This window comes from Streptomyces ureilyticus, assembly GCF_011045025.1.
In the GTDB taxonomy this organism is placed as follows: Bacteria; Actinomycetota; Actinomycetes; order Streptomycetales; family Streptomycetaceae; genus Streptomyces; species Streptomyces ureilyticus.
Genome location: NZ_JAAKZX010000265.1, coordinates 1 through 11,112 on the forward strand (window position 1 = coordinate 1; position 11,112 = coordinate 11,112).

Below are 11,112 nucleotides of genomic sequence, written 5' to 3' on the forward strand. Positions count from 1 at the left end.
CCCCTCGGCAGGCCCCCGCCCCCCGCGCGCATCACATCCCGGCTACCTCACCGCTGCTTGAACAACCCGCCCCGGCGGCGCAGACCCGCATGTCCTGGAAGACTCTCGAGGCGCCTGGGAAACCGTCGAAACCTCGGGTGCTCCCCGCACCCAAAAGGCCTCTCGGGCTCCAAGGATCGATCACCCCCACGTCTGGCGCCGGAGACGCAACTGCTGCCCCCTGTAGCGCCAGACCTATAGATCACCATTTGTCGCCTCGTGTACCAGCATGTGAAGCACGGTCAATCTAGACCATCGCGGCCCGTCTGGAGAGAGGGATGTGTGGAAATTGTGCTGAACCTTTGAAGTCGGGACCACGAACCGGCCACCGCCCGCGCACGCCTTGGCGACGACGGCATGCCTCATGACCTGCGGTGACGGGTGTGCGACCCGAGGCGTGCGCCACTGCCAACTGACCTGCGATCAGGGTCTGTTCGGCGAGATCTTGTCGGTGAGCACGGGGCGGTGGTTGCGGGTGCGGGCGATCAACGGCGCGCGCGGGCTGCCCGTCAGGCGTCCGGTGACGGTGTGTCCGCTCGGCCGCTGAGCGCCACCTGCACCGCCTTGCGCGAGGTCGGCCGCGTCATCCGCGCAGCGCACGGCCCTCAGGCGCGGCCGAGCTCGGCCGCGCCGAACGAGACGTCGAAGCGGTCGCACCAGATGCTCACGCTGCTGAAGGCCGACGGATCCACGTCACGGGGCAGGGCGTAGTTCTGGCTTCCCTTGTTGCCCTTGAGCTTGCCGAGGCTGACGTACTTTCCGTCGTCGAAGACATGCCATCCGGCCTGCCCCTGCTTCACCGGCGCGTCGGTCAGCCAGACGCGCAGGTCCGGTCCGTTGCTGGTGTTGAGGTTCTCCAGCCGGACGAGATGGGAGCCGTCGTCCAGCCGTACGAGCTTCACCGTGCCCGAGGTCGCGTGCTCGTGGGTGATCAGCTCGCCGCTCGCCAGTGTCTGCGGACCGGTGGCGGGAGAGGGCGACGCGGGGGGCTCGTCAGACGGCTCGTCAGACGGCTCGTCCGAGGGCTCGTCAGACGGCTCGTCCGAGGGCTCGTCGGCGGGCTCGGGCGCCGCGGCAGGGGGAGCGGCGGGCTCTGCCGCTCCCCCTGGCAGGGCCTCTTGGACGGTCTCGTCCTGCCACAACTTCCATGGCTGGAACCAGTACATACCGAAGCCGACTCCGCCGACCACCACTACCAGCACCGCGATGACCAACGGCCCCGTAAATACCTTTCGCACGCGCCCCATCCCTGCCTCGCCTCCCGAGTGTTCGCCTGATCCTCTCCCACTCAACAGAAACGCGCGGCCGTCCCGCACCCCGCGGCCCATGACGGAATCCTTACGTCGCGCTGTTACACCCTCGCGCCCTCGCACATGGGTGGGAGCGCTGAGCTCCCGGCCGGCTCAGCGGTGTTCGGGGTTGTCCGCCCCGGGTCGGCAGCCGGCGTCCCACTCCGTGCGCTGGTTGCCGTGGGCGGGGATACCGTCGGCACGCTTGAGCAGGGCCGCCATGTGCATCACATTCCAGGTCATGAACGCGGTGTTGCGGTTGGTGAAGTCGTTCTCCGGGCCGCCCGAACCGGGGTCCAGATACGACGGGCCGGGCCCCGCAGCGCCGATCCAGCCCGCGTCCGCCTGCGGCGGGATGGTGTAGCCGAGGTGCTGCAGGCTGTAGAGGACGTTCATGGCGCAGTGCTTGACGCCGTCCTCGTTGCCGGTGATCAGACAGCCGCCGACTCGCCCGTAAAAGGCGTACTGACCCTGGGAGTTGAGCAGGCTGGAGCAGCTGTACAAGCGCTCGATGACCTGCTTGGTGACGGAGCTGTTGTCGCCCAGCCAGATGGGCCCGGCCAGTACGAGGATGTCCGCGGCCATCACCCGCTCGTACAGCGCGGGCCAGGCGTCCGTGGCGAAGCCGTGCTCGGTCATGTCCGGGTAGACGCCCGGAGCGATGTCGTGGTCGACCGCGCGGACGAGCTCCGTTGTCACCCCACGGGAGTTCATGATCGACCGGCTCTGGTCAATGAGTCCCTGTGTGTGGCTGAGCTGGGGTGACGGCTTGAGCGTGCAGTTGATGAAGAGCGCGCGCAGGTCGTCGAAGCGGTAACCGTCCTCAGCGGACGGGGCTGGCGTTGCTGCCATGACGGGGCTCCTTGGGAGGCGAGCGGACAGGTTGAGGGGCGGGAGCCGGCACGCCCCGCGGCCCGGCGGCAGCGTCTCGCGAAAGTCGGGCGTTGTCCCTCTTCGACGCACCAGCACATGGCGCTTTCCCACACGGTGCTTTCCACTGGCATCCGATGGCATCCGACAGTTCGTCGTGCGACCGCCTCCCGCTGGGAGGATCCTGGGCACGGCAACAGGGCCCCGGGCCCGGGCCGGTCGAGGACAAGGCAGCAGCACGATGACGATCGACGTGTCCGCGGAGCGCGTGATCCCGCTCCCGCCCGAACAGGTCGCCGGGTACGCCATGGACTGGCGCCATGACGCCGAGTGGTCCCAGGGCATCCGCACCGCCGAGCTGACCCGGGAGGCGGACGGGGGCGGCTTAGGCGTGGGCGCCGAGATCACCCGTACGGCATATTTCCTCGGTCGTCGCATCGACACCGGCTCGTCGGGCGTTAGGAGAACCGTCATGGCGTACGACGAAGGACTGGCGGAACGGATCCGGGACCGGCTGGGTGCTGATCCGGACATCACGGAGAAGCGGACGTTCGGCGGACTCGCCTTCCTGCACCGCGGCAACATGGCGGTGGGTGTGAGCGGCGACGATCTCATGGTGCGGGTCGGCCCCGACAACGCCGACGCGGCCCTGGCCCGGCCCGGCACACGGGTCTTCGACATGACCGGCCGCCCGATGCGCGGCTGGATCCTCGTCGACGGGACCGCTCTCACGGAGGACGATGTCCTCGGCAGGTGGATCGACGAGGGACGCGCCTTCGCCGCGAGCTTGCCGCCCAAGTAACGCCTCGTCAGGGAGCGGCGGCGCGGCCCGGCCTGGGCAAGCCCGGGATTTTGCCCAAGCATCGGAGTTCATGGGCCGGGACGACGACGTACATCATCGCCGCAGGTACCGCTGGTACCGCACGCACCGAACGTACCGCCGGACGGGACCACCCGCCCGTACACCAGAGACGTACGAACGGGCAGCCGGAGTGCCGGCAGCGACCGGCTCAGGCACCGGACCCAGGCATCGGTCTCAGGCATCGCGCCGCTTGAGCAGGACCGCCGCGCCCGCCAGGAGGACGACGAGGTACACGGCGAACACCGCCAGTCCGGAGCCGGGTGACAGCGCGTCGCTCTCCGTCTGCACCGCCATGAACGCGTTCGCCGCGTTGGACGGCAGGTACGGGCCGATGGCGTCGCTCCAGCTGCTGGGCAGCAGCTGGATCAGGCCGGGCACCACGAACAGTGTGCCCACGACTAGGGTGATCGCTCCGGCGGTGTTGCGCAGCAGGGCCCCGACGGCCAGGCCGATCAGGCCGGCACCCGTCAGGTAGACCGCCGCGCCGATGACCGCGCGGAACACCCCCGGATCCGACAGCGCGGCGGTGCCCATGTCGCGGGAGGACAGGACCGACTGGCCGAGCAGGAAGGCTCCCAGGGCCGCGATGAGCATGAGTACGAAGCTCACCGCGGCGAAGACGACCACCTTGGCCCACAGCACCGGCAGGCGTGAGGGAACTGCGGCGAGCGTGGCGCGGATGGTTCCGGTGGCGTACTCACCGGCGCTCATCAGGACTCCGAGCACCGCGGTGGCCAGCGCGGCGAGCATCACGCCGCCCAGGGTGATCGAGGTCGGGTCGCTGAAGTCCTCCTGATCGGGGCCCTCTCCCGAGCCGACCACGCTGCTGAACAGCAGGCCGAAGCCGATGAGAAGGGCCACCGTGATCGCCAGCGTCAAGGTCGTCGAGCGCAGCGACCGCAGCTTGATCCATTCCATGTGGACGACCCGCGGAAAGGTGACCCGCTGACGGTCCGCCGGCCGGGCGGCCGTGATGTCCGTGTCCTGCGGGGCGAGGTCTGTGGTGCTCATCAGTTCATCCTTCCCGTCGTGACGGGCTCGGCGGAGGTGGCGTGGTATTCGACGGAGTCGCGGGTCAGCTCCATGAACGCCTCCTCCAGGGAGGCCTCCTGACGGAACAGCTCATGCAGCACCAGGCCGGCGGCCGCGGCGCGTTCACCGATCTCGGCTGCCTCCAGGCCGATGACGTCCAGCACGCCGGGCTCGCTGGTGGAAACCGATACGCCGTCGCCCAGCAGCAGGCCACGCAGGTCCGCGGCCTGCGGGGAGCGCACTCGTACGCTGCGGCCGGCGGACCCGGCGATGAAGTCGTCGAGCGGACCGGCGGACAGCAACCGCCCCCGTCCGATCACGATCAGGTCCTCGGCGATCAACGCCATCTCGCTCATCAGATGGGAGGAGACGAAGACCGTCCGCCCTCGGTCCGCGAGATCCTTCAGCAGGTTGCGGATCCACAACACGCCTTCAGGATCAAGGCCGTTGACCGGCTCATCCAGCATGACGACCTGGGGGTCACCGAGCAGCGCCGAGGCGATGCCCAGCCGCTGGCCCATGCCCAGCGAGAACCCGCCCGCCCGCTTGCGGGTCACCTCCGTCAGCCCGACCATGTCGATCACTTCCAGCACCCGCTTCTTGCCGATGCCGTTACTCGCCGCCAGAGCCAGCAGGTGTTGATAGGCCGAACGCCCGGGGTGGATCGACTTCGCCTCCAGCAGCGCCCCGATCTCATGCAGCGGCGCCTTGTGCTGCTCGTACGGGCGGCCGTTGATACGCGTCGTGCCGGACGACGGCCGGTCCAAGCCCATGATCATCCGCATCGTGGTCGACTTGCCCGCGCCGTTGGGCCCGAGGAACCCCGTCACCACTCCGGGGCGCACAGAAAAGCTCAGTTCATCGACGGCGAGCTTGTCGCCGTACCTCTTGCTGAGGTCGGTCACCTCGATCACAACAATCCACCTCACATCTTTTGAGGCTTCAAGGTTCTCGAGAAACGCGGGCTCCGGCGTCAGTCCACGGCGTGCACTGTGCGTACCACGACCGCAGTACGTCGTCGCCCAGGACAGCGACCGTAGGGTGACCCGCCACGTCGCGGCCTACACCGCACAGTCCCCCTCGAACCGGCGTGATCGGCGCCACACGCCCCGGCATGTTCAAAATTTGAAGCACACGCTATCGTTCAAGCATTCAAGCATCTAGCTTCACATCTGAACCGCGCTCGTCCGATCCGTTCGTCCGATCCTCGAGGAGCCCCCATGCACGCCTCCCTCTCAGCAGGTCAGACCGTTCTCGGCAGTGCTTCGGTACGCACCCGCGTGACCATCCCGCTGCGTTTCCCCGACGGGTACGAGGTCACCGCCGAGGCCGTCACCTTCCACGGTCTGGCCGACGGCAAGGAGCATGTGGCGCTCGTCCTCGGCGACCCCACGGCGGCCACGGCACCGCTGGTGCGGCTGCACTCCGAGTGCCTGACCGGGGACGTGTTCAGCTCGGCGCGCTGCGACTGCGGCCCGCAGCTGCGCGAAGCCGTCGAGCGCATCGCCGCCACCGGTGGCGTCCTGCTCTACCTCCGCCAGGAGGGCCGCGGCATCGGCCTCTACAACAAGCTGGACGCCTACGCCCTCCAGGACGCGGGCCTGGACACCTACGAGGCCAACACCGCGCTCGGACTGCCCGAGGACGGCCGCGACTACACCGCCGCCGCCCAGATGCTCGCCGCCCTCGACATCGCCGAGCTGGACCTGCTCACCAACAACCCTGACAAGGCCGGGCAGTTGCGGGACCTGGGCGTCGCCGTTCGCTTCATCCGGCGCACCGGTGTCTTCGCCACCGACAGCAACGTCCGCTACCTGCACGCCAAGGCCCAGCACACCCGCCACACCATCGCGCTGCCCGACACGGCCACCGTCACCGCCCTGGTCGGCTGACCGCACCAGGGGCTGCGGGCCCATCCGATCCCCTCACCCAGGAGTCACCCATGCCTTCCTCCCTCGGCCACGTCACGACCGACGCCGCCCGGCGCTACGCCAAGCAGTTCGCCTCCCACTTCGGCCGCAAGATTCCCGTAGAGGAGACCCCGGACGGCGGCCACCGCCTCGCCTTCCAGGAAACCGAGGTCGTACTCCAGCCCGCGGACGACCACCTGCTCATCCGCGTCACCTCACCGGACGGGACCACGCTCACCACCATCCAGGACGTGGTGAGCAGCCATCTCGAACGCTTCGGCCGCCGCAACGAACTCACCATCACCTGGGAGGCATAGCCATGAAGGCAGTCGTCATCACCGGCTTCGGAGCCGAGCCCCGGCTGACCGACCTGCCCGTACCGCAGCCGGGTCCGGGCGAGGTGCTGGTCCGCCTGCACGCCGCCGCACTCAATCCCTTCGACTGGAAGGTCGCCGACGGCGCCCTGAGGAACGCCGTCGAGCACGACTTCCCACTCGTCATGGGCTCGGACGGCGCCGGAGTGGTCGAGGGCATCGGCGCCGGGGTGACCCGCTTCCGGCCCGGCGACACCGTCTACGGCCAGTTCATGAGCGTCCAGCGCGGGCGGGGCTCGTACGCCGAGTACGTGCTGGCCCCCGAGGACGACAAGATCGCCCGCACGCCGGACAGCCTGCCGTTCCCCGTCGCCGCGGCGCTGCCCACCGCCAGCATGACCGCCTACCAGGCCATCGAGACGGCCCGGCTCGACACCGGGCACGTCATCCTCGTCAACGGCGCCTCCGGTGGTGTGGGCCAGTCCGCCGTCCAGTTCGCCGCCCTCCAGGGGGCCCGGGTACTGGCCACGGCCACTCCCGACATCGCCGGCCACCTCCGCGACCTCGGCGCCCACGAAACCATCGACTTCCACGCCGCACCCACCGCCCAACAGGTCCTGGCCGCCCACCCCGACGGCATCGACGCCGTCCTCGACCTGATCACCCCGCACGGCGGCGACACCGACTCCCTGGTAGACCTGCTCAAACCCGGCGGCATCCTCGTCAGCACCAACGGCGCCGCCGACCCCGACGCCCTGGCCGCCCGAGAGGTCCGCGGCGTCAACCTCTCCAACAACCCCAGCCGGGCAGAACTCGAGGCCCTCGCCGACCTCGCCGCCGCCGGGAAGCTCCGCATCAGGATCGACGCCGAAGTTCCCCTGACCGCCGCTCCCGCCGCGGTGGCCCGCGCCCGCACCGGACACTCCCGCGGCAAGACCGTCATCCTCCCCTGACCGGGCTGTCTACCCGCCGCTGCGGTACACAGCGATCTCGGTCAGCGTCGGGGTGTACTGCTCCGTCGCGATCTGCCCGGTCAGCGCCACCCGGAGCCGGGAGATCGTGACGCTGCCGAAGCCGGTCAGGGTGCGGTCGTGCCCGATGCCGTCGTCGCGGCTCGCGTACGTGACCCACTGGCCGGCCCCGGGCTTCCTACTCGGCCGCTACTGGGAGATCGGCCCCCAGGTCACCCTCTACTGCCCGGCACCACTGCTGCACACCGGCGAAAACACGGTGACGGTCCTCGAGCTGGAACGCCTCGGCGCAAGCCTGGAGTTGCGGAACCGCCCCGAGCTGGGACCGCCGGAGGAGTACGTCGAGGAGTTCGACTGGGCACGTCCGGCGGTTGAGCGGGTTGGGTTCGTGGGGCTGGGGTGCGTGTCGCGACTGCGGGCCCGCTGTGGCTGGTCGCTCCCCCACTCTCGGCTTCGCTCGAGCGGGGGGACCCCCATCGCGGCGGAGCCGCTGATGTTCACAGCCCCGCGCCCCCGAAGGGGCGCTCCTGGAACCGTCACCCATCACGCTCACCAACCACAACGAACCGTCAGCCGACAGCGAACCCAACCGCCCCACCGCCGGAGGCAACCCGCCGGATCAGCGGGGCCCAGCCGTACTCCCCCGCACAACCAGCGACGGAACAAGGACGATCTCCCGGGGCACCGTGCGACCCTGATCCAGGCGCTCGACAGCGGCCGTCACGGCCTGACGGGCCTGCTCCTCGGCGTTCTGGCTGACCGTGGTCAGATCGAAAGCGGCCAACCGTGACAGCGCGTCGTCGTCATAGCCGGCCACGGACACAGCGCCGGGAACGTCGATCCCAGCCCGCCGGAACGCGGAGAGCAGCCCGATGGCGCTCTGGTCGTTGAAGGCCACGACGGCAGTCGGCAGGTCGCCGCCGTCGTCGACGAAGCGCCGACCGGCCCTCTCGCCGGCCTCCTCCGTATGGTCGCCGCGCAGTATCCCGATATGTGCGTCGAAACCGTGACGGCGCATGGCACTGCGATAGCCGCGGCGCCGGTCCGTGGCGATCACACCCTTGCCGCCATCGACGTACGCGATCGCACGGTGGCCGAGCCCCACCAGGTGGTCGACGGTCTGACCGACTCCGTCGTCGTCGGCGGAGCGGACGACGTCCAGTGACGCCCCCGCGATCCGGCGGCCCACAGAGATGACGGGCGCCCTGCGATCGAGCTCGGCGAGGACGGAAGCAGGGGCCACCGGCCCGAGGAGGAGCAGCGCCTCGCAGCGGAAGGCCAGCAGCGTCTCGACGGCCGTGTTCTCGTCGCGGGTACGGGTCAGGGTGCTCAGGACCAGGTCGTAGCCGACTTCCTCGGCGGCCGTGTGCAGGTGCTCGACCAGCTCGGCATGGAACGGGCTGTGGATGTCGACCATGACGCCGAGCAGCCGGCTGCGCCTGCTGGCCAGGGCGCTGGCGGTGCGGTCGGGGCGGTAGCCGAGTTCGGCGGCGGCCTTCAGGACGCGCTGCCGGGTGCGCTCGCTGGGCCCTGGCACGCCCCGCAGCACGAGCGACACCGACGCCGTCGACAGGCCGACGCGCGCGGCGACGTCCTCCAGGCGGGGACGCGGAGCCGCGCCGTTGCCGCCCGCGGGGGCACCGGAGCCGACCTCGTCCACACGACCTCCCCTGTTGCTGCGCAGCACCCTTGACATCTGCCTGTGACGCCGCCGATGGTACCAGCACTTAAAGCGCTTCAAATCAACACTTCAGCCCGCACCAAGGAGTAACGCAATCATGAAGATCGCCCTCGACCCGTACATGATCCGCAACACTCCGCTGCTCGAACTGCCAGCGGTGGTAGCCGAGTTGGGCTACGAGTGGATCGAACTCTCGCCGCGGGAGGACTTCATCCCGTTCTTCCGCCACCCGCGCGTCGACGACGGCACGGTCGCGAAGTTCCGCAAGGCCCTGGAAGGCGCGGGCGTCGGCATCTCCTCCATGCTCCCCCTGTTCCGCTGGTCGGGTCCGGACGAGGACGCGCGGCAGGCCGCCGTACGGTACTGGAAGCGGGCCATCCAGATCAGCGCGGACCTCGGCGTCACCAGCATGATCTCCGAGTTCAACGGCCGCCCCGAGGACCCGGACCACAGCGAGGCCCAGTTCTGGAAGTCGATGGACGAACTGCTGCCGCTGTTCGAACGCGAGGGCATCCACCTCGCTCTGGAGCCGCATCCCGACGACTTCATCGAGAACGGCTACGACGCGATCAACTTCATCCGCGGCATCAACCACCCGAACGTCAGCTTCCTGTACTGCGCCCCGCACACCTTCCACATCGGCGACGACGCCCCCGGCATCATCGAGTACGCGGGCGACCTGCTCACCCATGTCCACCTCGCCGACGCCTTCGACCACACGGCGTCCTCCGGCAACCGCTACATCCTCAACCCGCCCGGCACCCCGGCCCGCATCCACCAGCACCTGAACATGGGCGAGGGTGAGGTCGACTTCGGGGAACTCTTCCGCGAGCTCGACGCAGCCGGTTTCGACGGCACTCTCACCGCCTGCGTGTTCGCCTGGGAGGAGAAGGCGAAGGAGTCCTCCGTATTCATGCGGGAGAAAATCGGCGAATACCTGGCCACTTGGAAGTGACGCCACTTCACTAGGCATTCACCCCCCACATCGCGGGCTTGTCCTCATCGTGGCGGACGCACGAGGCGACGACCACGAAGGGCCAGAGGGACTGGATGGAGGTCACCACACGTTCGGCGACACCAGCGGCGCCATGGCGGTGCATTTCGAGTACGAACCATGCCGCGCTGACGGTCATCAGGGCGGTCGCCGCGAACGAGGGCGCGGGCCGGAGCCCCCAGGGCGCGCCCCTCCTGCGATCGGCTGCCAGAACCGGCCACACCGCCAGGAGAGCGAATCCGGCCCCGGCGATGAAACCGTGACGCAGAGAACCCCCACTGCTCGGTACCGGGAACAGTGCAACAGCCAGGGTCACCGCTCCCCCGCCGGCCAGCGCCACACGTCCGGCGAGTGCGGCGGCGCGCAGCCCCCAGGCGGTCAGCAGGTGGCAGACGCCCAGGGCGAACAGCCCCGCGGTCATCACCCAGAATCCGGCGGCCCCGTACGCGGCCAGGACACTGATCGTCTGGCTGACGGGGTCGTAGGCGGGCCCCTCCAGGACCGCCGCGATCGCCCAGCCTCCGGCCAGCAGGACGGGCGCACACCCCGACGAGAGCAAGGCCCACCTAGGAACAATTCGCATCAGGACACCGTAAAGCGCCCATCCACGAAGATTCGATTCCTGCCCTGGTCAGTCCCGCCCCTTCATTCCCGGCACGACACGCACTTTCGGCACATCCGGTACGGCGTCACCCGCACGCCGAGGAAAAAGCCGCCCACACCGTGTTCCCCCCGGTGAGAACGGAGCGCTCGGCGCCCCACGCGTCCGCGAAGTGCTCCACGAGTAACAGGCCACGCCCGCCTTCGTCCTCCGGGGTCGGGTCGCGTGGGGGCAGGGTCCGCGCCATGAGGTCCTCGTCGTGCACTTCGAGGTGGAGCAGCCGGTCCGCGGTGAGGCCGGCGCAGCAGAGGATCCGCGTACTGGGAGTGTGACGTATCGCGTTCGTGACCAGCTCCGAAAGGATCAGGAGCGCGTCCTGGCACATCTGCTCGGGCAGCCGCCAGGTGCGCAGCCGCTCACCGATCACGCGACGGGCTTCACCGACGCCGGACGGGCATGCCTTGAGTTCGAGCCAGTGGACCCTGGACGGGGCGGTGCCGGCCAGGAGTTGGGGGCCCCCACGAACAGCAGCGCCCCGATCAACGACCG

Annotated in this window: 12 protein-coding genes and 1 pseudogene; 6 read left to right on the plus strand and 7 right to left on the minus strand. The window is 69.3% G+C overall.

The window, feature by feature from the left end; all coding sequences use genetic code 11:
* Nucleotides 1–644 precede the first annotated feature (644 nt).
* Nucleotides 645–1,286 carry a DM13 domain-containing protein gene (locus G6048_RS42730; protein WP_165345000.1) on the minus strand — a complete coding sequence of 214 codons (642 nt, stop codon included), beginning with the start codon at nt 1,284–1,286 and terminating at the stop codon, nt 645–647.
* Nucleotides 1,287–1,442: 156 nt separating this feature from the next.
* Nucleotides 1,443–2,180: a flavodoxin family protein gene (locus G6048_RS42735; RefSeq protein ID WP_165345001.1), complete on the minus strand. Its 738-nt coding sequence runs from the start codon at nt 2,178–2,180 to the stop codon at nt 1,443–1,445.
* 259 nt (nt 2,181–2,439) lie between these two features.
* Here G6048_RS42735 and G6048_RS50510 point away from each other — a divergent pair, with 259 nt between their 5' ends.
* Nucleotides 2,440–3,000: a TfoX/Sxy family protein gene (locus G6048_RS50510; protein WP_235991019.1), complete on the plus strand. Its 561-nt coding sequence runs from the start codon at nt 2,440–2,442 to the stop codon at nt 2,998–3,000.
* Between the two features lie 234 nt (nt 3,001–3,234).
* Here G6048_RS50510 and G6048_RS42750 read toward each other — a convergent pair whose 3' ends face one another.
* On the minus strand, nt 3,235–4,071 hold the full coding sequence (locus tag G6048_RS42750) for an ABC transporter permease subunit (protein WP_165345002.1): 837 nt from the start codon (nt 4,069–4,071) through the stop codon (nt 3,235–3,237).
* Nucleotides 4,071–5,006, minus strand: a complete 936-nt coding sequence (locus tag G6048_RS42755) for an ABC transporter ATP-binding protein (protein WP_165345003.1) — start codon at nt 5,004–5,006, stop codon at nt 4,071–4,073. The genes G6048_RS42750 and G6048_RS42755 overlap by 1 nt, the downstream gene beginning before the upstream one ends.
* Before the next feature lie 306 nt (nt 5,007–5,312).
* On the opposite strand from G6048_RS42755, the gene G6048_RS42760 reads away from it, so the two are divergent.
* The 4 genes and pseudogenes from G6048_RS42760 to G6048_RS50515 form a co-directional block, all read left to right on the plus strand.
* Nucleotides 5,313–5,984, plus strand: coding sequence for a GTP cyclohydrolase II (locus tag G6048_RS42760; RefSeq protein ID WP_165345004.1), 672 nt, complete (start codon nt 5,313–5,315; stop codon nt 5,982–5,984).
* Between the two features lie 50 nt (nt 5,985–6,034).
* Nucleotides 6,035–6,319, plus strand: coding sequence for a DUF2218 domain-containing protein (locus tag G6048_RS42765; protein ID WP_165345005.1), 285 nt, complete (start codon nt 6,035–6,037; stop codon nt 6,317–6,319).
* Nucleotides 6,320–6,321: 2 nt separating this feature from the next.
* Nucleotides 6,322–7,269 carry an NADP-dependent oxidoreductase gene (locus G6048_RS42770; protein WP_165345006.1) on the plus strand — a complete coding sequence of 316 codons (948 nt, stop codon included), beginning with the start codon at nt 6,322–6,324 and terminating at the stop codon, nt 7,267–7,269.
* A gap of 190 nt (nt 7,270–7,459) precedes the next feature.
* Nucleotides 7,460–7,642: pseudogene (locus tag G6048_RS50515) on the plus strand (beta-galactosidase); the annotation flags it as partial.
* A gap of 264 nt (nt 7,643–7,906) precedes the next feature.
* Here the strand turns inward: G6048_RS50515 and G6048_RS42775 are convergent.
* Nucleotides 7,907–8,947, minus strand: a complete 1,041-nt coding sequence (locus G6048_RS42775) for a LacI family DNA-binding transcriptional regulator (protein ID WP_328828633.1) — start codon at nt 8,945–8,947, stop codon at nt 7,907–7,909.
* A 118-nt stretch (nt 8,948–9,065) separates the two neighbouring features.
* On the opposite strand from G6048_RS42775, the gene G6048_RS42780 reads away from it, so the two are divergent.
* Nucleotides 9,066–9,923: a sugar phosphate isomerase/epimerase family protein gene (locus G6048_RS42780; protein WP_165345008.1), complete on the plus strand. Its 858-nt coding sequence runs from the start codon at nt 9,066–9,068 to the stop codon at nt 9,921–9,923.
* A gap of 10 nt (nt 9,924–9,933) precedes the next feature.
* Here the strand turns inward: G6048_RS42780 and G6048_RS42785 are convergent, their stop codons facing one another.
* Nucleotides 9,934–10,545, minus strand: a complete 612-nt coding sequence (locus G6048_RS42785) for a DUF998 domain-containing protein (RefSeq protein ID WP_165345009.1) — start codon at nt 10,543–10,545, stop codon at nt 9,934–9,936.
* 106 nt (nt 10,546–10,651) lie between these two features.
* A partial coding sequence (locus tag G6048_RS42790; RefSeq protein ID WP_328828635.1) for an ATP-binding protein occupies nt 10,652–11,112 on the minus strand: 461 nt, incomplete at its 5' end.

Bases quoted from the DNA above. Each gene is read 5' to 3' on its own strand.
- G6048_RS42730 (WP_165345000.1), bottom strand. From the start codon at position 1,286: ATGGGGCGCGTGCGAAAGGTATTTACGGGGCCGTTGGTCATCGCGGTG.
- G6048_RS42735 (WP_165345001.1), bottom strand. From the start codon at position 2,180: ATGGCAGCAACGCCAGCCCCGTCCGCTGAGGACGGTTACCGCTTCGAC.
- G6048_RS50510 (WP_235991019.1), top strand. From the start codon at position 2,440: ATGACGATCGACGTGTCCGCGGAGCGCGTGATCCCGCTCCCGCCCGAA.
- G6048_RS42750 (WP_165345002.1), bottom strand. From the start codon at position 4,071: ATGAGCACCACAGACCTCGCCCCGCAGGACACGGACATCACGGCCGCC.
- G6048_RS42760 (WP_165345004.1), top strand. From the start codon at position 5,313: ATGCACGCCTCCCTCTCAGCAGGTCAGACCGTTCTCGGCAGTGCTTCG.
- G6048_RS42765 (WP_165345005.1), top strand. From the start codon at position 6,035: ATGCCTTCCTCCCTCGGCCACGTCACGACCGACGCCGCCCGGCGCTAC.
- G6048_RS42770 (WP_165345006.1), top strand. From the start codon at position 6,322: ATGAAGGCAGTCGTCATCACCGGCTTCGGAGCCGAGCCCCGGCTGACC.
- G6048_RS42780 (WP_165345008.1), top strand. From the start codon at position 9,066: ATGAAGATCGCCCTCGACCCGTACATGATCCGCAACACTCCGCTGCTC.
- G6048_RS42785 (WP_165345009.1), bottom strand. From the start codon at position 10,545: ATGCGAATTGTTCCTAGGTGGGCCTTGCTCTCGTCGGGGTGTGCGCCC.